This window comes from Pantoea sp. Taur (assembly GCF_009830025.1).
Lineage (GTDB): Bacteria > Pseudomonadota > Gammaproteobacteria > Enterobacterales > Enterobacteriaceae > Pantoea > Pantoea communis.
Window position 1 is genome coordinate 14596 of the sequence record NZ_SZZZ01000009.1, and the last position, 25182, is coordinate 39777.

At 55.2% G+C, this 25182-nt stretch carries 29 protein-coding genes; 14 read left to right on the forward strand and 15 right to left on the reverse strand.

What is annotated here, in order from left to right; translation table 11 throughout:
- Positions 1-4: 4 nt before the first annotated feature.
- Genes rpoN through FD744_RS13635 form a run of 7 tightly spaced genes read right to left on the reverse strand, consistent with a single transcriptional unit; the run spans position 5 to position 5873 of the window.
- Positions 5-1438 carry an RNA polymerase factor sigma-54 gene (rpoN, locus tag FD744_RS13605; protein WP_034826625.1) on the reverse strand — a complete coding sequence of 478 codons (1434 nt, stop codon included), beginning with the start codon at positions 1436-1438 and terminating at the stop codon, positions 5-7.
- Positions 1439-1486: 48 nt separating this feature from the next.
- Positions 1487-2212, reverse strand: a complete 726-nt coding sequence (lptB, locus tag FD744_RS13610; protein WP_034826621.1) for an LPS export ABC transporter ATP-binding protein — start codon at positions 2210-2212, stop codon at positions 1487-1489.
- A gap of 5 nt (positions 2213-2217) precedes the next feature.
- Positions 2218-2772, reverse strand: coding sequence for a lipopolysaccharide ABC transporter substrate-binding protein LptA (lptA, locus tag FD744_RS13615; protein ID WP_034826619.1), 555 nt, complete (start codon positions 2770-2772; stop codon positions 2218-2220).
- A complete protein-coding gene (lptC, locus tag FD744_RS13620) occupies positions 2741-3319 on the reverse strand; it encodes an LPS export ABC transporter periplasmic protein LptC (protein WP_160868478.1) in 579 nt (192 codons plus the stop codon). The genes lptA and lptC overlap by 32 nt, the downstream gene beginning before the upstream one ends.
- Positions 3316-3882 (reverse strand): 3-deoxy-manno-octulosonate-8-phosphatase KdsC, encoded by a 567-nt coding sequence (gene kdsC, locus FD744_RS13625; protein WP_160868479.1) that lies wholly within the window; start codon positions 3880-3882, stop codon positions 3316-3318. Before kdsC ends, lptC begins: the two co-directional genes overlap by 4 nt.
- Positions 3883-3895: 13 nt before the next feature.
- Complete coding sequence (gene kdsD, locus FD744_RS13630; RefSeq protein ID WP_034826612.1) at positions 3896-4876, reverse strand: arabinose-5-phosphate isomerase KdsD; 981 nt, start codon at positions 4874-4876, stop codon at positions 3896-3898.
- Between the two features lie 13 nt (positions 4877-4889).
- Entirely contained in the window at positions 4890-5873 is a 984-nt protein-coding gene (locus FD744_RS13635; RefSeq protein WP_034826610.1) for a calcium/sodium antiporter, read from the reverse strand.
- 227 nt (positions 5874-6100) lie between these two features.
- Here FD744_RS13635 and mlaF point away from each other — a divergent pair, with 227 nt between their 5' ends.
- The 7 genes from mlaF (at position 6101) to murA (ending at position 10878) form a co-directional block, all read left to right on the forward strand.
- On the forward strand, positions 6101-6916 hold the full coding sequence (gene mlaF / locus FD744_RS13640; protein WP_034826608.1) for a phospholipid ABC transporter ATP-binding protein MlaF: 816 nt from the start codon (positions 6101-6103) through the stop codon (positions 6914-6916).
- 4 nt (positions 6917-6920) lie between these two features.
- Complete coding sequence (gene mlaE / locus FD744_RS13645) at positions 6921-7703, forward strand: lipid asymmetry maintenance ABC transporter permease subunit MlaE (RefSeq protein ID WP_034826606.1); 783 nt, start codon at positions 6921-6923, stop codon at positions 7701-7703.
- Between the two features lie 4 nt (positions 7704-7707).
- Positions 7708-8250 (forward strand): outer membrane lipid asymmetry maintenance protein MlaD, encoded by a 543-nt coding sequence (gene mlaD, locus FD744_RS13650; RefSeq protein ID WP_034826604.1) that lies wholly within the window; start codon positions 7708-7710, stop codon positions 8248-8250.
- A 14-nt stretch (positions 8251-8264) separates the two neighbouring features.
- Positions 8265-8894 carry a phospholipid-binding protein MlaC gene (mlaC, locus tag FD744_RS13655; RefSeq protein WP_034826602.1) on the forward strand — a complete coding sequence of 210 codons (630 nt, stop codon included), beginning with the start codon at positions 8265-8267 and terminating at the stop codon, positions 8892-8894.
- A gap of 2 nt (positions 8895-8896) precedes the next feature.
- Positions 8897-9202, forward strand: coding sequence for a lipid asymmetry maintenance protein MlaB (gene mlaB / locus FD744_RS13660; RefSeq protein WP_034826600.1), 306 nt, complete (start codon positions 8897-8899; stop codon positions 9200-9202).
- 114 nt (positions 9203-9316) lie between these two features.
- Positions 9317-9574 (forward strand): BolA family iron metabolism protein IbaG, encoded by a 258-nt coding sequence (gene ibaG, locus FD744_RS13665; RefSeq protein ID WP_034826599.1) that lies wholly within the window; start codon positions 9317-9319, stop codon positions 9572-9574.
- A gap of 44 nt (positions 9575-9618) precedes the next feature.
- Complete coding sequence (gene murA / locus FD744_RS13670) at positions 9619-10878, forward strand: UDP-N-acetylglucosamine 1-carboxyvinyltransferase (protein WP_034826598.1); 1260 nt, start codon at positions 9619-9621, stop codon at positions 10876-10878.
- A 65-nt stretch (positions 10879-10943) separates the two neighbouring features.
- On the opposite strand, the gene FD744_RS13675 is transcribed toward murA, so the two are convergent.
- Both FD744_RS13675 and ispB read right to left on the reverse strand, forming a co-directional pair.
- Complete coding sequence (locus FD744_RS13675) at positions 10944-11225, reverse strand: helix-turn-helix transcriptional regulator (protein ID WP_034827170.1); 282 nt, start codon at positions 11223-11225, stop codon at positions 10944-10946.
- Positions 11226-11497: 272 nt separating this feature from the next.
- Positions 11498-12469: an octaprenyl diphosphate synthase gene (gene ispB / locus FD744_RS13680; RefSeq protein WP_038649473.1), complete on the reverse strand. Its 972-nt coding sequence runs from the start codon at positions 12467-12469 to the stop codon at positions 11498-11500.
- Positions 12470-12723: 254 nt separating this feature from the next.
- Here ispB and rplU point away from each other — a divergent pair, with 254 nt between their 5' ends.
- The 3 genes from rplU (at position 12724) to cgtA (ending at position 14733) form a co-directional block, all read left to right on the forward strand.
- Positions 12724-13035, forward strand: coding sequence for a 50S ribosomal protein L21 (gene rplU / locus FD744_RS13685; protein WP_034826596.1), 312 nt, complete (start codon positions 12724-12726; stop codon positions 13033-13035).
- A gap of 15 nt (positions 13036-13050) precedes the next feature.
- Positions 13051-13308, forward strand: coding sequence for a 50S ribosomal protein L27 (gene rpmA, locus FD744_RS13690; protein WP_003851093.1), 258 nt, complete (start codon positions 13051-13053; stop codon positions 13306-13308).
- 249 nt (positions 13309-13557) lie between these two features.
- Positions 13558-14733 (forward strand): Obg family GTPase CgtA, encoded by a 1176-nt coding sequence (gene cgtA / locus FD744_RS13695; RefSeq protein WP_034826592.1) that lies wholly within the window; start codon positions 13558-13560, stop codon positions 14731-14733.
- Positions 14734-14879: 146 nt separating this feature from the next.
- Here the strand turns inward: cgtA and FD744_RS13700 are convergent, their stop codons facing one another.
- From FD744_RS13700 to FD744_RS13720, 5 genes are read right to left on the reverse strand one after another with little or no spacing between them, the layout of a single operon-like run.
- Positions 14880-15296: a hotdog fold thioesterase gene (locus FD744_RS13700; protein ID WP_058962126.1), complete on the reverse strand. Its 417-nt coding sequence runs from the start codon at positions 15294-15296 to the stop codon at positions 14880-14882.
- 1 nt (position 15297) lies between these two features.
- The gene (dhbA, locus tag FD744_RS13705; RefSeq protein ID WP_160868480.1) at positions 15298-16056 is read right to left on the reverse strand and encodes a 2,3-dihydro-2,3-dihydroxybenzoate dehydrogenase; all 759 of its coding nucleotides are present in this window, start codon (positions 16054-16056) and stop codon (positions 15298-15300) included.
- Positions 16053-16907 (reverse strand): isochorismatase family protein, encoded by an 855-nt coding sequence (locus tag FD744_RS13710; RefSeq protein ID WP_034826585.1) that lies wholly within the window; start codon positions 16905-16907, stop codon positions 16053-16055. Before FD744_RS13710 ends, dhbA begins: the two co-directional genes overlap by 4 nt.
- 19 nt (positions 16908-16926) lie before the next feature.
- On the reverse strand, positions 16927-18543 hold the full coding sequence (locus tag FD744_RS13715; protein ID WP_097118196.1) for a (2,3-dihydroxybenzoyl)adenylate synthase: 1617 nt from the start codon (positions 18541-18543) through the stop codon (positions 16927-16929).
- A 10-nt stretch (positions 18544-18553) separates the two neighbouring features.
- Positions 18554-19735, reverse strand: coding sequence for an isochorismate synthase (locus tag FD744_RS13720; protein ID WP_045833015.1), 1182 nt, complete (start codon positions 19733-19735; stop codon positions 18554-18556).
- 176 nt (positions 19736-19911) lie between these two features.
- Here FD744_RS13720 and fepB point away from each other — a divergent pair, with 176 nt between their 5' ends.
- Entirely contained in the window at positions 19912-20877 is a 966-nt protein-coding gene (gene fepB, locus FD744_RS13725) for a Fe2+-enterobactin ABC transporter substrate-binding protein (RefSeq protein ID WP_160868481.1), read from the forward strand.
- Here the strand turns inward: fepB and entS are convergent.
- The gene (entS, locus tag FD744_RS13730) at positions 20872-22122 is read right to left on the reverse strand and encodes an enterobactin transporter EntS (protein ID WP_160868482.1); all 1251 of its coding nucleotides are present in this window, start codon (positions 22120-22122) and stop codon (positions 20872-20874) included. The two genes, fepB and entS, sit on opposite strands and share 6 nt — an antisense overlap.
- Before the next feature lie 139 nt (positions 22123-22261).
- Here entS and fepD point away from each other — a divergent pair, with 139 nt between their 5' ends.
- Genes fepD through FD744_RS13745 form a run of 3 tightly spaced genes read left to right on the forward strand, consistent with a single transcriptional unit; the run spans position 22262 to position 25025 of the window.
- Entirely contained in the window at positions 22262-23251 is a 990-nt protein-coding gene (gene fepD / locus FD744_RS13735; RefSeq protein WP_160868483.1) for a Fe(3+)-siderophore ABC transporter permease, read from the forward strand.
- Positions 23248-24231 carry an iron-enterobactin ABC transporter permease gene (fepG, locus tag FD744_RS13740; RefSeq protein WP_160868484.1) on the forward strand — a complete coding sequence of 328 codons (984 nt, stop codon included), beginning with the start codon at positions 23248-23250 and terminating at the stop codon, positions 24229-24231. Before fepD ends, fepG begins: the two co-directional genes overlap by 4 nt.
- Positions 24228-25025, forward strand: a complete 798-nt coding sequence (locus FD744_RS13745; RefSeq protein WP_058959455.1) for an ATP-binding cassette domain-containing protein — start codon at positions 24228-24230, stop codon at positions 25023-25025. The genes fepG and FD744_RS13745 overlap by 4 nt, the downstream gene beginning before the upstream one ends.
- Positions 25026-25182 lie beyond the last annotated feature (157 nt).

The window sequence follows — 25182 nt, forward strand, 5'->3', positions numbered from 1 at the left end:
TCGGTCAAACCAACTGCTTACGCTGGTTTGATGGCGGTATAGATAAAGACTCGCGATATTTAGCAACCGTACGTCGCGCCACCATGATGCCCTGATCGGATAACATGGAGGTGAGTTTGCTGTCGCTCAAGGGTTTTGCGGGGTTCTCCGCGGAGATCAATTTCTTCACCAGGGCACGGATCGCCGTGGAAGAGGCTTCGCCACCGCCTTCGGTATTCACATGGCTGGAGAAAAAATATTTTAATTCAAAGATGCCACGCGGGCTGTGCAGGTACTTTTGCGTGGTCACACGGGAAATGGTGGATTCATGCATGTCCACGGCCTGGGCGATATCTGCCAGCACCATCGGCCGCATGTATTCCTCGCCCTGTTCAAAGAACGCCTGCTGCTGCTCGACAATACAACGCGTCACTTTGAGCAGTGTGTCGTTGCGGCTTTCGAGGCTTTTAATCAGCCATTTGGCTTCCTGCAAATTACTGCGAATGAATTGGCTGTCGCTGTCGTTACGTGCGGAACCGCCCATCGCGGCGTAATGTTGATTGATCTTCAGGCGCGGCAAGCTGTCTGAATTCAATTCAACGGTCCAGCGCTTACTGGTTTTACGCACCAGTACATCAGGAATCACATACTCGGGTTCGCTGGTGTTGATCGATTGGCCGGGACGGGGATCGAGTGACTGAATCAGCAGCATCGCGTCTTTCAGCACTTCTTCCTTGAGGCGTGTTACACGCATCAGGCTGCGAAAATCGTGGTTGGCCAGCAGATCCAGATGTTCACTGACGATCAACCGCGCTTCTGCCAGCATTGGCGCATCGGCAGCGTATTGTGAAAGTTGCACCAGCAAGCAGTCACGTAGATCACGTGCACCGACACCGACAGGATCAAAGCGCTGAACACGCTTCAGCACCGCTTCAACCTCTTCCAGCGTCAGCTCTTCATCACCAATGCTGTCGCAGATGTCCTGGACGGAAACGGTGAGATAGCCCGTGTCATCAATGGCGTCGACAATTGAAGTGGCAATCGCGCGGTCGGTATCCGTAAACGGCGTGAGCTCCACTTGCCACATCAGGTAGTCCTGCAGTGACTGGGTGGTTTCGCCTTGATAAACCGGCAGCTCATCATCCTGGTAATCGGTACCCGTGCCAGAAGGCGTTCCCGCGGTGTAGATTTCATCCCAGGTGGCGTCGAGTGGAAGCTCCTCGGGCATCTCTTTCTGTTCGAGGGCTTCACGTGTGTCTAACGAGTCGCTCTCCTGATGCTCACGTGAATCGACTTCTTCATGCAGATCGGTTTGCTCAAGCAGCGGATTGCTTTCCAGCGCCAGTTGCAGTTCCTGCTGGAGTTCAAGCGTAGAGAGTTGCAGCAGACGAATGGCCTGCTGCAACTGTGGGGTCATCGCCAGCTGTTGGCTGAGCCTGAGTTGCAAACCTTGCTTCATAATTCTGCTTGAATTTCCTAAGCAAATGTCGTGAATAACGACACCTTATCAGAGTCTGAACTCTTCGCCCAAATAAACCCGTTTAACCTGCTCATCTGCAAGAATTTCATCCGGCGTGCCATGCGCGATCAGATGTCCCTGGCTCACGATGTAAGCACGTTCGCACACCGCAAGCGTTTCACGCACGTTGTGATCGGTGATCAACACGCCAAGACCGCTATCGCGTAGGTGTTCGATGATTTTTTTGATATCGATGACTGAGATCGGGTCAACACCAGCAAAAGGTTCATCCAGCAGGATAAATTTGGGGTTGGCTGCCAGAGCGCGAGCGATTTCAACACGGCGGCGTTCACCACCGGAAAGCGCCTGCCCCATGCTGTCACGCAGATGCTCAATGTGGAACTCTTCCATCAACTCATTGGCACGATCCTGACGCTGCTCTTCCGTTAAATCATCGCGGATTTGCAACACCGCCATCAGATTGTCGAACACGCTTAGACGGCGGAAGATTGACGCTTCCTGCGGCAGATAGCCAATACCACGGCGCGCTCGCGCATGTAGCGGCAAAATACTGATATCTTCGTCATCGATCACGATGCGGCCTGCATCACGCGGCACAATCCCGACAACCATATAGAATGTGGTGGTCTTGCCGGCACCGTTTGGGCCCAGCAGGCCGACAATCTCGCCAGATTTTACCTGCAGGCTGACATCTTCCACCACGCGGCGGCCTTTATAGGCTTTCGCCAGGTTTTCAGCGACTAATGTGGCCATAGCGATCAGTTACTCTTTTTAGGGCTCGTGGACGAGCCGTTTTTGTCCTGCAGCTGCGACGGCACCAGTACGGTGGTGACGCGTTTGCTTTCGCCCTGGCTAAATGCCTGCATTTTCTGCTCTTTCACCAGGTAAGTGATGCGATCGCCTTTGATGTTGCTGTCCAGCTGCTGAATGAAGGCATTGCCCGTCAGTTCAACGAAATCGTTCGCCAGCTCATAATGCAGTTTTGAGGCGTGGCCCTGCACGGGTTTGCCGTTATCCTGCATCTGGTAGAAAGTGGCGGGAGCGCCGTAGGCATCCACGATAGTTTTTTTACTGTCGCCACCTGGACGTGTTACCACCACTTTGTCAGCGGTGATTTTGATTGAACCCTGGGTCACAATGACATTGCCGGTAAAGGTCGCCACGTTGCCTTGCAGATCCAGCGCCTGATTCACCGAATCAATATTAACGGGTTTGTCAGAGTCTCCCGTCAGGGCCAGCGCGGGCAGGCTGGTCGCCAGTAAGGCGCTCACCAACAACAACTTAAGGCTGTTTTTGTTCATTTTGGATTTCATAGGAAGTTTTGACCTTTTCAAGCAGCTGGGCATTTTTGGTTCGTAAATTGCCGCGCATCTTCATGCCAGTGGAATTAAAACTGCGGCCAAATAGGGTGACTTGATCGTCAGATGTCACATCCTGGGTGACCAGATTAACCTGAGCCGTATCGGTAATAATGCGCTCAAGTTGAGAATCCTGGGTCAGGGTATTCACTTCGACGTGACCATATAGATACAGCATACGATCTTTGGTCAGCTTTGCCTTATCGGCACGTATTGTCCAGGTGGGCACTTTATTTTCATCATACGTGGTTGCAACCGGATTATCGAACCAGCTCACCTCATCTGCCGCAAAGTAAGTCACTTTATCCGAGATCAGTTTGTACGCCAGCGCGCCCGTGGGGTTGTACACCACAGAATGGGACTTCTCGCTGGTATAGGTTGGCTCCTGGCTATTGGTTGCCACCGTCGCTTCGCTATCGTCCTGGTTGGTGAGATTCCAGCCGATCAGCACCAGGGCGATCAAGGCCAAAATCAGCGTTATCCAACGCCTGCTCTTACTCATACTGATTGCCCTTTGGCATCCTCAAATTTGTTCTGCGCCATCAACATCAGATCGCAGAGTTCACGTACCGCACCACGGCCACCGGCAATACGGGTGACGTAGTGTGCACGAGGTAATAACACGGGGTGGGCATCGGCGACGGCCACACTCAAACCGGCCTCCGCCATTACAGGCCAGTCGATCAAATCATCGCCGATGTAAGCCACTTGCTCAGCAGATAATGACAGTTTATCCAGGAGTTCACGCCACGCCAAAAGCTTATCTGATTGTCCCTGATAAAGATGCGTAATGCCGAGCGTCTGGCAACGATCTTCCAGCAGCTTCGCTTTGCGGCCAGTAATAATAGCTACTTCGATATTAGAGGTCAGCAGGCAGCGAATACCATAGCCATCACGGACGTTAAAGGCTTTCAATTCTTCGCCGTTGTTGCCCATGTAAATCACGCCGTCAGACATCACACCGTCGACATCGCAAATCAGCAGGCGAATCCGCGCCGCCCGAGCCATTACATCGGCACTCACCGGGCCATAGCAGGTATCGATCATCGTGGTTTCAACACTCATTATTTGTTCCTGTTCAAACTACGCCAGCGCGCAGCATGTCATGCATATGTACCACACCGAGCAGACGATCGTCATCGGCGACCAACACCGCAGTGATGTTTTTGTTTTGCATCAGATTCAGTGCGTCAACAGCCAGCATATTCGGGCGCACGCGAATCCCGCCGCGCGTCATCACATCCTGAATGCTGGCTGACTGGAAATCGATGCCCATATCGAAGATGCGGCGTAAGTCGCCATCAGTGAAAATGCCTTCGATTTTCATCAGGTCGTCAACAATCACCGTCAGGCCGAGGTTTTTGCGCGTGATTTCCAGCAATGCATCCCGCAGCGACGCATCGCGGCTGACGTGTGGGATCTCGTCACCACTGTGCATAATATCGCTCACGTGTAGCAGCAGTTTGCGGCCCAGTGCGCCACCGGGATGCGAGAGCGCAAAGTCTTCCTGAGTAAAGCCGCGTGCTTCCAGCAGGGCAACTGCCAGTGCATCGCCCATCACCAGCGTGGCGGTAGTACTGGAGGTCGGTGCCAGACCAAGCGGGCACGCTTCCTGTGGAACCTTCACGCATAAATGCACGTCAGCGGCACGCCCCATGGCACTCTCCGGACGGCTGGTGAGGCAAATCAACGGCACTTTCTGTCGCTTGAGGACCGGGATGAGCGCCAGAATTTCGTTCGATTCGCCACTATTAGAGATAGCGATCACCACGTCGTTTGCTGTCACCATGCCGAGGTCACCATGGCTCGCTTCGCCAGGATGAACAAAGAACGAGGACGTGCCGGTACTGGCAAAAGTCGCTGCCATTTTTGCACCAATATGACCGGATTTGCCCATGCCCATCACCACCACTTTTCCACGGCAGGCAATGATCATTTCGCAGGCGCGGCTAAAGTCGGCATTAATATACTGATCGAGCTGCTCCAGCCCTTCGCGTTCGATGCGCAGTACCGCTTTACCTGCCTGTTGGTAATCAAAAACCGGTTGCTGATGTGACATGGTCAGTCCGTCCTTAATAACTTGTGATGAGCGCAGGGCTGAGCCACAGCCACAGAACCCACGCAATAAATCCCGATAACAAAAGAGAGCCCGCTACGCGGCCAATCCGGCGTTTGCGTAACAGGCAAAGTAGGGCGAACAGCACGCTGACACCTAGCATCACCCAGTAATCTCGTGCGAAAGCGTGTGCATCAACGCTGCCGGGGTGCACCAGCGCAGGCAGGCCCAGCACAATGGCCAGATTAAAGATATTAGCGCCAATCAGGTTACCGATAGCGATATCGTCTTCACCTTTCAATGCACCCGCCAATACGGTAGCCAGTTCAGGCAGGCTGGTGCCGACGGCAATCAACGTCAGACCCATGACCAGCTCGCTGACACCAAAATAGTCGGCAAACACGGTGGCATTATCGATCACCATCCGCGTTGACATCGGCAGAATAATCAGCGCCACCGCCAGCCACAGAAAGGCCACGGTATTGCCAGCTTCATCGCGCGGCAGTTCAGCCAATTGTTCGCGCGTTAACGTGTCGTTGTTATCCCGCTCTGCGCGGCGGGCGATGCGAATGGCGATCAGCAGATAACCTAAAGCAATCAGCAGCAGCGCGATTCCATCAAGTCGACTAAGGTGATTATCAAACAACATGATGCCACTCAGCAGTGAGACCAGCAGCATCAGGGGGAGTTCGCGCCGAATCAGATTGGAGTGCACTGTCAATGGATGCAAAAGTGCGGCACCGCCGAGGATCAGCAGAATATTGGTAATGTTTGAGCCCAGCGCCGTCCCTACAGCTAAATCCATTTGCCCATGCTGCGCTGCAGAAAAAGAAACGATCAGTTCGGGTAACGATGTGCCAATGCTTACCACTGTCATGCCGATGATCAGCGGAGGAATGCCGAAGGATCGACACAGGATCGCGGCACTGAAAACCAGACGGTCAGCACCGTAAGCCAGTAAAATCAATCCAATAAACAGCAGGGCAGTGGCTACGAACATGAAAAATCCTTGATGGATAGGTGTGTCGGCAAACCTTGTCCGACAGGTAAATACATTGCGCGCGCGGAAACAGGCGCTGATTTTGACTGTCTGAGAGGCAAAAGTAAATTTTAAGGCCGTTTTCGCCACACCTGACGGGTAAGTTTCTGTAAAACTATCGTGCATTGTGGTCTACCAGGCTACCATCCACGACTTTGATTACGCCCGATCCGCATAAAGAGGTAACGATGATCCAGCAAAAAACGAATCTGGTTGAGGTTCGTGGCGTCAGCTTCACTCGCGGAGACCGCGTCATCTTTGATGACATTTCGCTTACCGTGCCAGCGGGTAAAGTGACCGCTATTATGGGGCCATCCGGGATTGGAAAAACCACGCTGCTGCGCCTGATTGGTGGTCAGTTGCAACCGGATAAAGGGGAAATTTGGTTCCGTGACCAGAATATCCCAGCGCTTTCCCGCACTAAATTGTATGAAGTGCGAAAAAAAATGAGCATGTTGTTCCAGTCGGGTGCACTTTTTACCGATCTTAACGTCTTTGATAACGTTGCCTGGCCGTTGCGTGAGCACACACAATTACCGCCGGAATTGCTGCACAGCACGGTGATGATGAAGCTGGAAGCAGTCGGCCTGCGCGGTGCAGCCAAACTGATGCCGGCCGAGCTTTCTGGTGGCATGGCGCGCCGTGCCGCACTGGCGCGCGCGATTGCACTGGAGCCGGACCTGATCATGTTCGATGAGCCCTTTGTCGGCCAGGATCCGATTACCATGGGCGTGCTGGTGAAATTGATCGATGAATTGAACCACTCGTTAGGTGTGACCTGCATTGTGGTTTCACACGATGTGCCAGAGGTCTTGAGCATTGCTGACCATGCCTATATTGTTGCCGGTCAAAAGATTATTGCCCAGGGCAGTGCGCCGGAGTTGCGGGAAAATCCCGATCCGCGCGTGCGCCAGTTTATTGAGGGTCATGCGGACGGTCCAGTGCCATTCCGCTTCGCTGCCGGGGATTACCTCAGCGATCTGACTCGTGCAGGGAGAACGTAAACTGATGTTGCTAAAGGCGCTGGCGTCACTTGGACGTCAGGGAATTAATACTTGCGCGGCGTTTGGCCGTGCAGGCCTGATGCTGTTTCATGCGCTGGTGGGTAAACCCGCTTTCCGCCGCCACGCGCCACTGCTGGTAAAACAGCTGTACAGCGTGGGTGTGCTTTCGCTGCTGATCATTGTGGTCTCGGGTTTATTCATTGGTATGGTGCTGGGCCTGCAGGGTTATCTGGTGCTGACGACCTACAGCGCTGAAACCAGTCTTGGCATGCTGGTGGCCTTATCGCTGCTGCGCGAACTGGGTCCCGTGGTCACGGCATTGCTGTTTGCAGGACGCGCGGGTTCAGCCCTGACGGCAGAAATTGGTTTGATGAAAGCCACCGAACAGCTCTCCAGCATGGAAATGATGGCCGTTGATCCGCTGCGTCGCGTGGTTTCGCCGCGCTTCTGGGCAGGGTTTATCAGCATGCCGCTGCTAGCCTTGATCTTTACGGCAGTCGGTATTGCCGGTGGGGCGTTGGTGGGCGTGGGCTGGAAAGGCATCGATCCGGGCTTCTTCTGGTCAGCGATGCAAAATGCCGTGGATTTCCGCACCGATGTCATCAACTGCATCATTAAAAGCGCAGTCTTTGCCGTGACGGTAACCTGGATTGCGCTGTTCAATGGCTATGATGCCATCCCGACCTCGGAAGGGATTAGTCGGGCAACAACGCGTACCGTAGTGCATGCTTCACTGGCGGTACTCGGTTTGGACTTTGTGCTGACAGCACTGATGTTTGGGAATTGATGCAATGCAAAGCAAGAAAAACGAAATCTGGGTTGGCGTCTTCATGCTGGCAGCACTGTTGGCACTGTTATTCCTCAGCCTGCGCGTGGCCGATCTCAAGTCACTTGGCACCGAACCGACATGGAAGCTGTATGCCACTTTCGATAATATTGGCGGCCTAAAAGTCAGCTCACCGGTGAAAATTGGTGGTGTGGTGATTGGTCGAGTAACGGATATTTCGCTGGATGATAAAACGCTGTCACCGCGTGTCACCATGGACATCAGCGATCAGTATGCTGACAAAATCCCGGACACCAGCTCGCTGGCCATTCGCACGCAAGGTCTGCTGGGTGAACAGTTCCTCGCACTGAATCTAGGCTTTGACGATCCAGAACTGGGTTCGGCAATGCTGAAAGATGGCGGCACGTTGCGTGACACCAAATCCGCGATGGTGCTGGAAGATTTGATCGGCCAGTTCCTCTACAAGAGCGGCGATAACAAAAACGATAATCAAAAGCAGGGCACCGAGAGTGCGCCTGCTCCGGCAGCACCTGCTACAACGGAATAGAGAGGTAAAACACGATGTTTAAACGTTTCCTGATGATTGCCATGCTGGCGATTGTGCCGCTGGCGGCCAATGCAGCGGATCAGAGCGATCCTTATAAACTGATGAATGAAGCGGCGGCGAAGACCTTTACCCGCTTGAAAAACGAGCAACCTAAAATCAAGCAGGATCCTAACTATCTGCGTGAGGTGGTGCGTCAGGAGTTGCTGCCGTATGTACAGATCAAGTACGCGGGTGCGCTGGTGCTGGGCCGCTATTATCGTGAGGCTACTCCGGCACAGCGTGACGCATACTTTGCGGCATTTGGCGATTATCTGGCTCAGGCTTATGGCCAGGCGCTGGCGCTGTACCACGGCCAAACCTACCAGATTCAGCAACCGCAGCCGATTGGCGATGCTAACATCGTGGCGATTCGCGTGACTATTTTGGATCCGAACGGCCGTCCGCCTGTGCGCCTTGATTTCCAATGGCGCAAGAACAGCCAGACCGGCAACTGGCAGGCCTATGATATGGTGGCTGAAGGCATCAGCATGATCACGACCAAACAAAATGAGTGGAGTGATTTGCTGCGTACTAAGGGCATTGATGGTCTGACCGCGCAGTTGAAAACCTACGCAGCACAGCCTATCACTCTGGATAAACAGTAAGCATGAGCGAACCTTTACGCTGGCAGCGCAATGCCAGCACGCTATCTTTAAGCGGCATGTTGGATCGCGATACCCTGCTGTCATTGTGGCATGAACGTGAAACCGCCATGGTGGATATCGCGACCATTGATGTCGCGGCGCTGGAGCGTGTGGATTCAGCGGGACTGGCTTTGTTAGTCCACCTGCGCGAGATCGCGCGGGCACAAGGTAGCACGCCACTTTTCACCGGTATCAACGACAAACTCCAGTCATTAATTGCGCTGTATAACCTGCAGCAGATTATTGTTTCTGCGGAAAAAATCGCCTGATAACGTTGTCATTGCCAAAAGCCCCTGATTTATTCAGGGGCTTTTGCGTATTTAAGAGTCAGGCGCTTTCCTCTAAGATATCCGCCTTATTATTATTAAGTGAAGCAAAGAGCGATGGAAAATAGTGAAGTTCAGGCCGTGCTGATGCAGGCGCTGCCATTAGATGAAGTACATGTTCTCAGCAACGACGGCAGTCATTTTCAGGTGATCGCGGTGGGTGAGATGTTCGGTGAACTGAGTCGTGTGAAAAAACAGCAGGCTGTTTATGCGCCGCTGATGGAATACATTGCGGATAACCGTATTCATGCGGTTTCCATCAAAACTTATACCCCAACCGAGTGGGCGCGCGACCGTAAACTCAACGGTTTCTAAGCGCCTCACAGGTTGTTTTGTTGATAGATAATTGAGAGCCGTTAATGGACAAATTTCGTGTGCAAGGCCCCACCCGTTTAAGTGGTGAAGTGACCATTTCCGGGGCGAAGAATGCTGCGCTGCCAATTCTGTTTGCTGCGCTGCTGGCAGAAGAGCCGGTAGAGATTCAGAACGTGCCGAAGCTGCGTGATATCGATACCACCATGAAGCTGCTAAATTTGCTGGGTGCGCGCGTTGAGCGTAATGGTTCGGTTCACGTTGATGCTCGCGAAGTTAATGTCTTCAGCGCACCGTATGATCTGGTGAAAACCATGCGTGCCTCGATTTGGGCACTGGGTCCGCTGGTGGCCCGTTTTGGTCAGGGTCAGGTTTCATTGCCAGGCGGCTGTGCTATTGGTGCACGTCCGGTTGATCTGCACATCACTGGCCTTGAGCAACTGGGTGCGGAAATTAAACTGGAAGAAGGTTACGTCAAAGCTTCCGTTAATGGCCGCCTGAAAGGCGCGCATATCGTCATGGACAAAGTCAGCGTTGGCGCGACCGTGACCATCATGAGTGCGGCAACGCTTGCCACTGGCACGACCATTATTGAAAACGCCGCGCGCGAGCCGGAAATTGTCGATACGGCAAACTTCCTCAACACGCTGGGCGCAAAAATCAGCGGTGCAGGCACAGATAAAATTACCATCGAAGGCGTAGAACGTCTGGGTGGCGGTGTGTATCGCGTTCTGCCGGATCGTATCGAAACCGGTACCTTCCTTGTCGCTGCTGCGATTTCCCGCGGTAAAGTGGTGTGCCATAAAGCCCAGCCCGATACGCTGGATGCTGTACTCGCAAAACTACGTGATGCGGGTGCCGAGATTGAAACCGGTGAAGACTGGATCAGCCTCGATATGCACGGTAAGCGCCCTAAGGCGGTTAACGTCCGTACTGCACCACACCCAGGTTTTCCAACCGACATGCAGGCACAGTTCACCTTGCTGAACATGGTGGCGGAAGGTACTGGCGTGATCACCGAAACCATCTTCGAAAACCGTTTCATGCACATCCCTGAGCTGATTCGTATGGGCGGTCACGCGGAAATCGAAAGCAACACTGCGATTTGCCACGGTGTTGAGGCGCTGTCAGGTGCACAAGTGATGGCAACCGACCTGCGCGCTTCTGCGAGCCTGGTACTGGCCGGTTGCATCGCGGAAGGCACCACCATTGTGGACCGTATTTATCATATCGACCGTGGCTATGAGCACATCGAAGATAAACTGAAGGCCATGGGTGCCAATATCGAGCGCGTCAGCGGCGAATAACACCGATCTCGCACGCGAAGAAAACCAGTCACGGCAGCGTGGCTGGTTTTTTTATGTCAAAGATCTCAGCTCTCCTGACGATCCCTGGGGGATCGAATACGTTTTTTGCGATCCAGCAAGCGCGATGTAATGGGATCATAATAGCGAGTTGGCCAGATCTCGGCGGGATGAACACCGATCGCGTCAGCGATCAACCACTCTCCTTTGGGCCAGGGGCGGGAAAGTGCGTTGGAGAGTGTGGACGAGTTCAGTCCCGAATTGCGTGACAATTCAGCCATTGATGTGCCTTTTTTACGCAGTGCTGCAATCACATCTGCGGGATGCCAATCCTGTTTCCTTGCTTTCATAACGTCCTGCTCCTTGTCCATGTTATTGCGTTGTCTCTGCCGCAACGGGCGTATCCAATACAGAGATATTAGGAAAAAACAAAAACCTTATAGCAAATAATTTCCATAAGCTTCCAGTAATTGTTTTGGCCTCGCATTAAACTGAGCTCTCTTTCGCAAAAGCGATGCAAGGAATGTAATGGGCAGTCAGGTGAAGCGCTGGGAAGTAAAGCAGGGGGAGAATACGGGTGAGGCAGGAAAGAAAACGGGGCTATGCCGCCCCGTAATAGCAATCAGAAATCACGCTGCACTGACATGTGGGCCAATGCTTCGAGTGCACTACGCCACGGCGTTTCTGGCAGGGCCTGCAGAGCAGCAATGGCTTTATCCGCCTCTTCTTCAGCGCGTTTGCGCGTCCATTCCAGCGAGCCAGTTTGTTGCATGGCATCCAGTACCGGTTCCAGCAGATGGCGACCGTTGCCTTCTTCGATTGCTTTGCGGATCATCTGAGCTTGCTCTGGTGTACCGTTGTGCATGGCATGGAGCAGCGGCAGTGTCGGCTTGCCTTCGCTCAGGTCATCACCGGTATTTTTACCCAGGGTTTCGCCATCCGCACTGTAATCCAGCAAATCGTCAATTAACTGGAAAGCGGTACCCAGATAGCGACCATAATCCTGCAGCGCTTTTTCCTGCGCCGGCGTGGCTTCAGCCAGAATCGCGGAGGCTTGAGAAGCCGCTTCAAACAGGCGCGCGGTCTTGCTGTAGATGACGCGCATGTAGCTCTCTTCCGTGATATCGGGATCGTTGCAGTTCATCAGCTGCAGCACTTCACCTTCCGCAATCACGTTCACTGCTTCAGACATCAGCGCGAGGATCTTTAAGGATCCCATGCTGGTCATCATCTGAAACGCGCGGGTGTAGATGAAGTCCCCCACCAGCACACTGGCAGCATTACCGAACGCGGCATTGGCAGTGGCTTTGCCACGGCGCATATCGGATTCATCCACCACATCATCGTGCAGCAGAGTCGCCGTGTGGATAAATTCGATCAGCGCCGCATTGGTGACATGTAGCGATCCCTGGTAGTTCAGCGCACGTGCCGAGAGCACCGCGATCATGGGCCGGATACGTTTGCCTCCGCCGCTGATGATGTAGTAACCCAACTGATTAATCAGTGAGACATCTGAATTCAGCTGGTCGAGGATGGTCTGGTTGACGGCCGCCATGTCCTGCGCGGTTAATTCATTAATCTGTTCTAAGTTCATTCGTCTGTTCAGCTTTGACTCGTATTTTGCATGGTAAGCGCTTTTACCCAGCGTGAGTTCAGGTAATCTGTTACTGATTGTACTTGAAAAATCGGGCTGAGAAACGTTTGCATTCGTCCTGCGCTTTTTTTCTGCAAGAGAGTGCAAAGTGCACTTGTCTTCTGCTAGAGATTTGCGTAGAATTCGCGCCCTATTGTGAATATTTATCGCGCCGCCTGATGAATAGAAAGGCATGCGCAGAAGCGGAGTTTTATATGTACGCGGTTTTCCAAAGTGGTGGTAAACAACACCGAGTAAGCGAAGGTCAGACCGTTCGCTTGGAAAAGCTGGACATCGCAACCGGCGAAACCATTGAGTTCGACCAGGTTCTGATGATTGCAAATGGCGAAGACGTGCAAATCGGCGCGCCACTGGTATCAGGCGGTGTGATCAAGGCAGAAGTTGTTGCTCACGGTCGTGGCGAGAAAGTTAAGATTGTTAAGTTTCGTCGTCGTAAACACTACCGTAAGCAAGCTGGTCACCGTCAGTGGTTCACTGATGTGAAAATCACTGTGATCGGCGCGTAAGAGGAGATCTGACAAATGGCACATAAAAAGGCTGGTGGCTCGACTCGTAACGGTCGCGACTCCAATGCAAAACGTCTGGGTGTTAAGCGTTTCGGTGGTGAATCTGTTCTGGCAGGTAGCATCATCGTTCGTCAGCGTGGCACCAAGTTCCACGCAGGTACCAATGTAGGTTGTGGTCGTGACCACACCCTGTTTGCTACCGCAGACGGTAAAGTACAATTCGAAGTTAAAGGTCCTAACAACCGTAAGTACATCAGCATCGTTGCTGAGTAAGGTTGTTGTGACGCAGACGGTTAACGTCTGAACACACGAATTGAAGGCCCCGCAGCTTTGCGGGGCTTTTTACATTCTGCCGCAGGTTGCGGGATTCCCTCTGACCAAAACGCGCAGTTTGCTGTACAATTTATGTACTCCTGGCTTTGCCAGTCTTGTATTATCCGCCGCCGGTCAGCGCAGAAGACCCTGGCGGACCCGTTTGCTGTGCTTTAGTCGCCGCGAACGATAGCGTGACGGAGAAATAAAATGAAGTTTGTAGATGAAGCGACGATCCTTGCGGTCGCAGGCGATGGCGGTAATGGTTGCGTCAGCTTCCGCCGCGAAAAATACATTCCACGCGGTGGCCCGGACGGCGGCGACGGCGGTGACGGCGGTGATGTATACCTGCTGGCGGATGAAAACCTGAATACCCTGATCGACTATCGCTTCGAGAAATCTTTCCGCGCCGAACGTGGTCAAAATGGCCAGAGCCGTGATTGCACCGGTAAACGCGGCAAAGACATCATTATCAAGGTGCCTGTCGGTACCCGCGTGATTGACCAGGGTACTGGCGAAACGCTGGGTGACATGACGCGCCACGAGCAGAAGCTGATGGTCGCGAAAGGCGGCTGGCACGGCTTGGGTAATACGCGTTTTAAATCCTCGGTTAACCGTTCCCCACGTCAGAAGACCATGGGTACGCCGGGCGAGAAGCGTGACCTGCAGCTGGAGCTGATGCTGTTGGCTGATGTCGGTATGCTTGGTCTGCCTAATGCCGGTAAATCGACCTTTATTCGCTCCGTGTCTGCGGCTAAACCAAAAGTGGCGGATTATCCGTTTACCACTCTGGTGCCAAGCCTTGGCGTGGTGCGCATGGACAACGAAAAGAGCTTCGTCGTCGCCGATATCCCGGGCCTGATTGAAGGCGCAGCGGATGGTGCCGGTCTGGGGATTCGCTTCCTGAAGCACCTTGAGCGTTGCCGTGTACTGTTGCACCTGATCGACCTTGCGCCGATCGATGAATCCGATCCGGTCGAAAACGCTCGCATCATCCTGGGTGAGCTGGAAAAATACAGCGAGAAGCTGTTCCAGAAGCCACGCTGGCTGGTGTTTAACAAATGTGACCTGCTGGACCGTGAAGAAGCAGAAAGCCGCGCTAAAGCGGTTGTGGAAGCTTTGGGCTGGGAAGACAAATACTACCTGATTTCTGCGGCCAGCCATGATGGCGTGAAAGATCTCTGCTGGGACGTGATGACCTTCATCATCGAGAACCCGAAAGAAGCGGAAGAAGAAGCGAAAGAGCCGGAGAAAGTGGCCTTCATGTGGGATGATTATCACCGCGAAGCCATGGAAACCGCTCAGGAAGTGGAAGAAGACGACGATTGGGATGACGACTGGGACGAAGAAGACGACGAAGGCGTCGAAATCATTTACCAGCGTTAATCGCAAAACAGAAAGCGGCCAATTGGCCGCTTTTTTTATGGCTGCTGAGTGCCATTTTCACCTCCCGATGAAAAGGCATCGTGTTCAGCAATCCGGCGCGATGATTCTTCCCCCTGGAATAAGGAGGTGAGGGCCGTCGCGGAAAATTACCCCAGCACCGCCACCGTCAATCGCGATGTGCAGCACAGTTGATCGCGTCCATTGCGAATCTCAATTTCCCAGCTCTGGTTGCGTGCGCCAAGGTGCAAAGGACGGCAGATGCCGCGCACTTCACCGCTGCTCACCGCGCGATGGTGGCTGGCACTGACCTCAATCCCCACCACACTTTTTCCCTCTTCCACACTCAGATAACCGGCAATCGATCCCATCGATTCCGCCAGCACCACTGACGCACCGCCGTGCAGCAGGCCAAACGGCTGCTGCGTGCGGGTATCCACTGGCATAGTTGCCTCAAGGTAATCGTCGCCAATCACCGTGAACACGATGCCGACGTGCGACACCAGTGAGTTATCCCCCAGGGTATTTAAGGTTGCCAGATCAACCGATCGTTTCCAGATTGCCATATCAGGATCCCAGCGTTGCGCCACCGTCGACCACAATATCCTGCAGCACCACGTGGCTGGCAAGATCCGAGGCCAGGAACAGGACGTTGTTCACGATCTCTTGCGGTTTCGCGATCTTACGCAGTGGGATCCCCAACTTGTACTGATCCGGGAAGCCGTTGATCATCTCCTGCTCTGCTTCCGGCGTATGCCACAGGCTACGTTGCATATCGGTATCGGTTGAACCCGGTGAAACGATGTTGCAGCGCACGCCAAACGGTGCCATTTCCAGACCGACGGTGAGGCACAGGCTACGTAGTGCGGCTTTGGAAGCGCCATAAGCGGACATGCCGAGACGTGGCGCGTGAGCCGCGTTAGAAGCGATGGTAACAATCGCCCCCGCGCGCTGCTGGCGGAATACCGGCAGCGTTTGCTGGAACATATTGAAGGCGCCACCGGCGTTCACCGCCAGACACGCCTGCCAGTCTTCAAACGAGAGTGCTTCAGTGCTGCCTACGCGCAGGATCCCGGCGCCGTTGACCAGCACATCCAGACGAGGCTGCTCAGCCAGCAGACGCTGGCACACGGCTTTCACCTCCGCCGCATTCGCTACATCCAGAACCTGAGTGGCAAACGGGTAGTCGGGCTGCTCAAAACGCAGATCGAAGCCGATCACCTGTGCGCCGGCCTGATGGAATGCCAGCGCCGTGTGGTAACCAATGCCTTTACCCGCGCCGGTTACCCAGACGATTTTTCCGTTAAAGTCGAAAGAGGCACTCATTTGGCAGGCGTCCGTGACAGCAGTGCCCACCAGCCATCAATGCTCGGATTTTTTGCCAGGCTAACGAAATCGATGTCGTTGTGCACCTGGCGCCAGCGCGCCGCCAGCGCCATCACGCGCACGGAATCCAGGCCGTAGTCGATCAGGTTTTCATCATCTTCTGGCACATCGTCATCTTCCAGCAGCGGCAGAATCAGCGCACGCAGATCGTCTTTGCTCAGCGGCAGCGGCATCAGATCGGCGGTCATCACCACTTTGCCGCTGCGGCCAGCGGTGTAGGTCAGTGCCATCATGTGCTCTTCACGGCTGAAGTCGGCCAGCGCATCCGCCACCATAAACGGCTGGATGTTACGCATAAAGGCGTCAGTGGCGGTGGTCAGGCAGCCGATGTGGGCGTAAACGCCGGTAATGATCAGCTGATCGCGGCCCATCTCCTGCAGGATCGATTCCAGCGGCGAGCGGACAAAGGCGCTGTAACGCCATTTGGTTAACACCTGATCGTCCTGATCTGGCGCCAGTGCATCCACGATCTTCTGTTGATCCGGATGCTTATTCAGGCCCGGTCCCCACATGTCGTTAAGCAGTGCGCGATCGGCATCGCTCTGCTCGTTGGGCTGCGCGGTGTAGAACACCGGAATACCTTGCGCTTTGCAATAGGCGCGCAGGCGGGCAATGTTCTCCACAACCTGATCGATCAGCGGACTGTTCTCGCCCCAGAAATTCAGGAAATAAGCCTGCATATCATGGATCAGCAGGGCAGCACGCTGTGGCTCAACGGTCCATTTCACCTTGTTGGTCGGCAGTTCAGTGGCGGCAGGCAGCGCGTAAGAATTCAGTTTTGGAATAGCCATTACAATCTCCGGAATAGGTTCAGGCTTGCGCTTGTTGGTCAGCAAGCTGTTGGCGTAAACGTTTTTTATCCACCTTGCCAACCGGGGTCAGTGGCAGGGCATCTACGCAGGTAATACGATCGGGTAATTTAAACTCGGCGACACCGAGATCGCGCAGATGACGGCGCAGCGCCACCGCTTTGATCGGCTGGCTGGCAACAATAAAGGCGCAGCTTTTTTCACCCATCAGTTCATCAGTCATCGACACCAGCGCGGCATGAATCACATCCGGATGGCGCTGCAGCAAATTCTCGATCTCTTCTGCGGCGATCTTCTCGCCGCCACGGTTGATCTGATCCTTCTCGCGGCCCTGCACGGTGATGTAACCCTGCGGGTTGATCTCAATCAGATCGCCGGAGCAGTAAAAGCCGTTAGCATCAAAGCTGGCGGCATTGTGTTCCGGGCTTTTGTAGTAGCCACGGAAGGTGTACGGACCGCGTGTCATCAGGCGACCCACCGTGCCGTGCGGCAGCGCATTACCGTGTTCATCCGCCACCCAGACTTCGTCATCTTCAGAAATCGGTCGGCCCTGAGTGGTCAGCACGATTTTCTCGTCATCGCCAAAGCGGGTGTAGTTCACCAGGCCTTCGGCCATGCCAAACACCTGCTGTAATTGGCAGCCAATTTCGCTCTGGATGCGTGCCGCCAGGGTTTCGCCGAGCTTCGCGCCGCCGACCTGAATGCGCTGCAGCGTAGCCAGCTGCTTGTTGCTACCCCATTCCTGAATCGCCTGCAGCCACAGGCTCACTGCGGGTGGCACCAGACCGGTATCGGTGACCTGGTGCTTCTCAATCAGCGGGAAGCAGAGCGTGGCGCTTGGGTCAGCGGCAAGAATCACCTGGCCCCCGGCATAAAACACACCAAGTGAACCCGGTGAGCTCATGGCGAAGTTATGCGGTGCGGGCAGGGCGATCAGATAACGCGTGTCAGCCGTGACTTCACAGATCTCATCGCTGGCGCGAATACTGTAGTAGTAGTCGTTGTGCGTGCGCGGAATCAGCTTCGGCGTACCGGTGCTGCCACCGGAGAGCTGGAAAAACGCCACTTCATCGGCAGCAGTTGGCGTTGGCTGGTAATCGCCTGCCGCTTCCGCCATCAAAGCTTCAAGGGTGTTTTCTTTATCACCGTCATTGCGCAGGATAATCTGCTGCAGTGACGGTTGAGCGGCACAAAGCGCACCAATAAAGGTGTCATCGCCAAACAGCGCGTGACTGCGATCGGCAATTAGCAGTTTAGGCTCAATCTGCGCGGCATAGGCGGTCAGCTCGGTGCGCTGATGGCTATACAGCGCGAAGACGGATGCTACGCCCAGTTTAAACAGCGCAAAGACCGTGACGTAAAACTCCGCCACGTTGCCTAGCTGCACTAACGCAGTATCACCCTGTTGCAGGCCACGGCGCTGCAGGGCTGCCGCGAGGTTATCGGTTAGCTGATTCAGCTCGCGATAGCTGATTTGACGATCGCCGTCGATGACCGCGATTGCATCATTCTCTTGATGACGCGCCAGGATATCGGTCATTGGCACATCGAGCCAATAGCCTTTTTCGCGATAGCGCGCAGCCAAATCTTCAGGCCAGCGGGTATAGGGAATGCTCATGCTCTTTCCTTTATTGCAGTCCAAAAGCGCGCAACATGGTATCCAGCTTCACGCCGGTTTCGCGCCATTCTGATTCAGGTTGGGAATCGGCAACGATGCCTGCGCCCGCAAACAGTCGCACGCGTGCACCGTGCACGGTGCCACAACGAATTGTCACCACCCATTCACCGTTTCCTTCACTGTCACACCATCCCACAATGCCGCCAAACAGCTGACGATCAAAAGGCTCTAATTGCTGAATCAGCTGCTGAGCACGCTGGTGTGGGAAGCCGCTTAATGCGGGGGTCGGATGAAGCAGGCAGGCCAGCGACAAAGCGTTCTCACGATCATCCTGCACCTCACCATCGATTTGCGTCGCGAGGTGCCATAAGGTCGCGGTGGTGATCAATGACGGTACCGTCGGCACCGACAGCAGGCGACTGCGCGGTTGCAGCGTATCGCGCATCGCATCTGTGACCAGCTGGTGTTCATGACGATCTTTGCTGGAGTCCATCAGCGTATTGCCCGCTGCCTGATCCTGTTGGCTATCGTGGTGATCACGACGTGCTGAGCCCGCCAGCGGGCACGAGCTAAAATCGCGGCCCTGCTTACGCAGCATTAGCTCCGGGCTGGCCCCCACCAGTGCACCGCCTTGTGGCAGCGGCAGATGGAAGTGATAGCTATTCGGATTCTGCGCAATGACGCGTTGCATCAGCGCCGCGGTATCCACTGGCTGTTCGGTGACAATATCCATCAGGCGCGACAGCACCACTTTATCGAGGTCACCACGTTGCGTTGCTGTCACCGCATCGGCCACCATTTGGGTAAAGACATCGTGATCCGGCACCGCCACGCGACGACGTACCTGCGGCAGCTCACTGGCAGCCGCAGGCAGCGCATTCTGTAGGTCGGCACGATGAAAAGTTTGATACGTTTCAGGAATAAACAGGGCCGCAGGCTGACTCACGTCAAACGGAATCGCACCCACCAGGATCGGATTCTCAATGCCTTGTTGTTTTGCCGCCGCAAAATGTTGATGCAGCTGAAGTTGAAAATCACCCTGCAATGATGCAGCGTCTGCCACAGAGGTGGTTATCGTGGTATAGCAGCCTTGAGTCGCGAGGCTTCGCCACGGCGAGGTAAAGAGGAACCCACGGCATAACGCAGAAAAATCCTCTAATAAGGCATTTTCAAACATGGATGATTCCACCATAATTTTCACCTATAAATGATAAGATTATTAAGAATGATTATCATTTTTATTATGGGCCTGTAACCTACGTCGATTGGACAAAAGAGTCAATCCATTCGCGGGATTTCCCGCATGATTAGGCGTAATCGGAAGGTGACGTCGAGCCGTGCAATAAGCTAAAAGGTGGACCAAAACTTATGAATAAATGCGGTTTATTGGGCCTGACAGCCCTGTTGTTTATTTTCCAGACTTTCACAGGGCTGGCACAGGCTGAACAGGGATGGCCGCGCACGGTGCAAGGAGCAAAGGGTTCAATTACCTTAAACAAAGCTCCGCAGCGTATTGTTTCAACCAGCGTCACCTTAACCGGATCGTTGCTGGCAATTGATGCACCGGTGGTGGCCTCCGGTGCGACCGCTCCGAACAGCCGTCTGGCCGACGATCAGGGTTTTTTCCGTCAATGGGGTGAGGTGGCAAAACAGCGCCATGTAAAACGTCTCTATATTGGCGAGCCGAGTGCCGAAGCGGTGGCCGCAGAAGCACCAGACCTGATTCTGGTGAGCGCCACAGGTAATGATTCTGCGATTAAACTCGCCAGCCAGCTTTCCGCCATCGCACCGACGCTGGTGGTGAATTACGACGACAAGAGCTGGCAGGATGTGGTGACGCTGCTAGGCCAGGCAACCGGTCACGAAGCGCAGGCTGCACAGCGGGTGAAGGCTTTTGACGATCGTGAAGCAGCGTTGAAAAAAGCCATCACCTTACCGCCGCAGCCCGTGTCTGCCATGGTGTGGAACGGCGATGGGCGTGCCGTCAACGTGTGGACCACGGAGTCAGCGCAGGGCAAACTGCTGGAGCAACTTGGCTTTACCCTCGCCGTTCCACCCGCCAGCGTGCAGCAAGGCCACAGCATGGGCCAGCGTAAAGACATCATTCAGCTGTCGGGTGAGAATGTGGGAAGCGGTTTGACGGGCAAAACCTTCCTGCTGTTTGCGGCTGATGACAAAACCACGCAGTCGGTGATCGGCAATCCGTTTCTCGCGCAAAACGCGGCGGTTAAGGATAAGCAGGTATTCCCGCTTGGCGTCGATTCGTTCCGTCTGGATTACTACAGCGCCAGCAATCTGCTGGCGCGTCTGGAGAAACTGTTCGTTAAATCATGATGCCTGCTCCGCCAGCTCAGGGGCTGGCGGCGCATAACGACGTAAACGGCCCATTACACACCACATCACAACCCCCAACAGCGCTGCCGCAAAACCAAACGCGGCGGCAGCCTGTGGCGGCAATAACCACGATCCCATGGCCCCAATCATCGCCGCACCGATCGCATCTCCGGTGACATTTTGCGCGGTCCACAAGCCGTTAATGCGGCCCAGCAGATGGTCTGGCGTCAGCAGTTGAATCATCGCGTACTGCACCAGACTGTTGATGGCACTGAAATAACCAAACGCCACCAGACACAGCAGCGCCAGCGGCAGATTGGGCATCAGACTGAATAATCCCAGCGCGATAAATCCGGCCACCGCACTGCCCAGCACCAGCTGTCCCGGTCGGGCTGCATGTTTCAGTTTACCGCTGGTGAACGCGCCGATGGCGGCACCCAGCGGCACGGCAGCGTAAAGCATGCCTAGCTGGTTAGCACTCACTGACCAATGTGGTGCGAGAGCGGGGTAGAGCACGCGAATTGCGCTGGCCAGAGTGACCAGAGCACCTATCAGCGCCACCATGCCGACAATCGGGCTGGCAAACAGGAACTGCACCCCGGCGGCCAGCGACTTCAGCGGATGTTCACGCGGCTGAGGTGGCGGCGGGAGTTGCGGTAATTTCAGCAGCGTCAGTACGGTAATCAGTGTGCCAAACGCGGTTAAGCCGTAGTTCCACACCACGCCGCCGTGCGCAATCACCAGTCCGGCAATGGCGGGCGAGAGGATCGAGCCAAAACGCACCGTCAGCATGGTGATGGCGCCGGCCTGCATAATGTTTTCGCGCCCCACCAGCGCCGGTGTGGCCGCCAGCAGCGCGGTGACACCAATCGCGCCAAAGAAGCCATCCCAGAATCCCAGCAGATACACCGCAATCAGTGAAGGCTGCGGCAGCGCAGCGTTGATAGCCAGCGCGATAAAGCCCAAGCCGCAGGTGGATCGGGCAAGCAAAATCAGTTTCTTACGCTCGTAGCGATCGGCTAACACGCCGCCGGTCAGCAGACCAATAAACATACCGGATGCGGCGAGGGTGACGGCCAATCCCACCAAAAGCGGGGAGTGCGTCATCTGCTGAATCTGCACCGGCACCGCCACGGCGAGCATGCCTAATGCGACAATCGAGATGAATCGGGCAATAAATACTGCGCGAAATGCCGCATGGGTTTTCAGCAGGGAGAGATCGATAAAGTGGGAAGATTTGTTCATTTGTTCGCCTTTTTGCACCAATTTTCCTCATCGTCCGCGAGGCGAGTCATGGTAACATAGGCAAACGCGAGTAATAACGATAACCATTATCAAATTGCGTTGCGCATGCGACGACGTTGAACAGTGAAGGTTTAGAACGATGCGCCAGATCCGTGCATTAGCAGGCTCAGGGATTCTGCTCTTGCTCCTCATCGCGCTCAGCTTGATGCTGGGGGCAAAATCGATACCCATTTCCGATGTTTATCATTCTCTTACCTCAAGCTGTAACAACGCTGAGTGCGTGATTGTGCGTGATGCACGCCTGCCGCGCACCCTGGCCGGATTGCTGGCGGGTGTCGCCCTTGGGTTAGCAGGCGCACTGATGCAAAGCCTGACGCGCAATCCGCTGGCCGATCCGGGCATTCTCGGTGTCAATGCGGGCGCCGGATTTGCGGTGGTGATCGGCATTGCGCTGTTTGGCGCGGATTCTCCCCTCGACTGGCTCGGCTTCGCGTTTGCCGGTGCACTGCTGGCGTCATTACTGGTGGCGATGACGGGCGCGATTGGCGGCGGGCGAGTCAATCCGGTACGCCTGACGTTAGCGGGCGTGGCGCTGGGCGCGGTGCTGGATGGCCTGACGTCTGGTCTGTCACTGCTCAATCCCGATATTTATGATCATCTGCGTTTCTGGCACAGCGGCTCGCTGGATATTCGCAATTTCACTGTATTGCGTACGCTCTTCCCGGCCGTGCTAATCGGCAGCGGAGTGGCACTCTATTTGTCGCAGGCGTTGAACAGTTTAAGCATGGGCGGCGATATGGCGACCGCGCTGGGCACGCGGGTGGCGCGCACGCAACTGCTTGGTTTAGTGGCGATTGCGTTGTTGTGTGGTGCGGCGACGGCGGCAGTGGGGCCAATTGCTTTTATCGGACTGATGACGCCGCATTTTGCACGCTGGATGGTCGGCAACGATCACCGCTGGATGCTGCCCGCCACGGCGATCATTACCCCGATTCTGTTGCTGGCAGCGGATATTCTGGGACGACTGCTGGTGGCGGGCGAACTGCGCGTCTCCATCGTCACGGCGATGTTGGGGGCTCCGGTACTGATTGTGCTGGTGCGCCGTAAACTCGGGCGAGGTGCGTTATGACGCGTCGGGTTGCATTACATACCACGTGGTTGTTGCTCGGATGCGCACTGCTGGCGTATCTGGCGATGACGCGAGGCGCATTGCCGATTGGTGCTGAGCAGTTTTGGCAGGTGCTGGCGGGACACAGTGCCAGCAACGTCAAGCTGATCGTTTTAGAGTGGCGACTGCCGCGTGTGCTAATGGCGCTGCTGATTGGTGCGGCACTGGGCGTCAGCGGCGCGATTTTCCAGTCACTGCTGCGCAACCCGCTCGGCAGCCCGGATATTCTCGGTTTCAACACCGGTGCCTACAGCGGCGTGCTGGTTGCACTGGTGCTGTTCAATCAGGGCATCGCCGCCATGACCGGTGCAGCGTTGGTTGGCGGTATCGGTACGGCGGCATTGGTGTATCTGTTTGCCTGGCGCAACGGGGTAGAAACCTTCCGCCTGATTATTGTTGGTATCAGCGTGCGCGCGTTGCTGATGGCACTGAATGCCTGGCTGATTATCAGTGCTTCGCTGGAATCCGCGCTCAGTGCCGGATTGTGGAGTGCCGGTTCACTTAACGGCATCACCTGGGCGAAAACGCCGCCGGTGATTGGCGTGTTGCTGCTGTCGCTGCTGCTGATGGCGTTGCTAACACGACGGATGCGTTTGCTGGAGATGGGCGATGATACCGCCAGTGCGCTCGGCGTGCCGGTGGAGCGCAGTCGGCTGCTGCTGATGCTGATTGGCGTAGTGTTGACGGCGGCGTCCACTGCGCTGGTGGGTCCGATCTCCTTTGTTGCGCTGCTGGCACCACAAATCGCGCGTCGACTCGGCGGCGGCGAGAAAGGCGCGCTGCTGCTGGCGGCGCTGTGTGGCGCACTGTTGCTGATTGCGGCTGATTTTGCTGCGCAGCATTTGTTCTTGCCTTATCAATTACCGGTTGGCGTGATTACCGTCAGCCTCGGTGGACTTTATCTGATTGCGTTACTGGTGCGGGAGGCGCGACGCCAATGATCGATATCCCTTCACGGCTGTATGGCGAAGGCCTGACGCTCGGCTACGACAAGAAAGTGGTGGCAGAAAACCTGTCGGTGGCGATCCCGGAAGGTGAGCTGACAGTGATTATCGGCCCCAACGCCTGCGGTAAATCCACTTTGCTGCGCACCCTGAGCCGCCTTAATACTCCGCTGAAAGGCGAGGTGTATCTGGATGGTGAGGCGATAGCGCGTTATCCGACCAAAGAGGTGGCGCGTCGACTTGGGCTGCTGCCGCAGAGTTCCAACGCACCGGCGGGCATCAGCGTTACCGAACTGGTGGCACGTGGGCGTTACCCGCATCAAGCGCTGTTTGGCCGCTGGCGCAGTGAAGATGAAGAGGCGGTGCAAAGCGCGATGCGGGCAACCGGCGTGGCGGATTTGGCGCAGCAGCCAGTGGATACCTTGTCCGGCGGGCAGCGTCAGCGCGTATGGATTGCCATGGTGCTGGCGCAGCAAACCCCGCTGCTGTTGCTGGATGAGCCGACTACCTGGCTGGATATCACCCATCAGATTGAACTGCTGGAACTGATGCAGGAGTTGAATCAGCAGCATGGCCGCACGCTGGTGGTGGTGTTGCACGATCTTAATCACGCCTGCCGTTATGCCACCCATTTGATCGCCATGCGTCACGGCAAGATTTTGGCCGAAGGCAAGCCCGCAGAGATCGTAACACCCGCGTTGATTGAACAGGTGTACGGTTTACGCTGCGTGATTGTGGAAGATCCGGTGGCGCACACGCCAATGATCGTGCCGCTGGGGAGAGGGAAGTAAGCGGTCTGGCTGCACAAAGCATCTTATCGCGAGAATCTAAATGCTGTGATCGGCACACCACAGTGGAGCATCGTGTCGGGAGGTCTTAACGCAGTGCCCTGCACAGGGCAGGCAGATTGATCGCAGTGAGGCTTCATCCCAGCCCCTGTACAAGGCA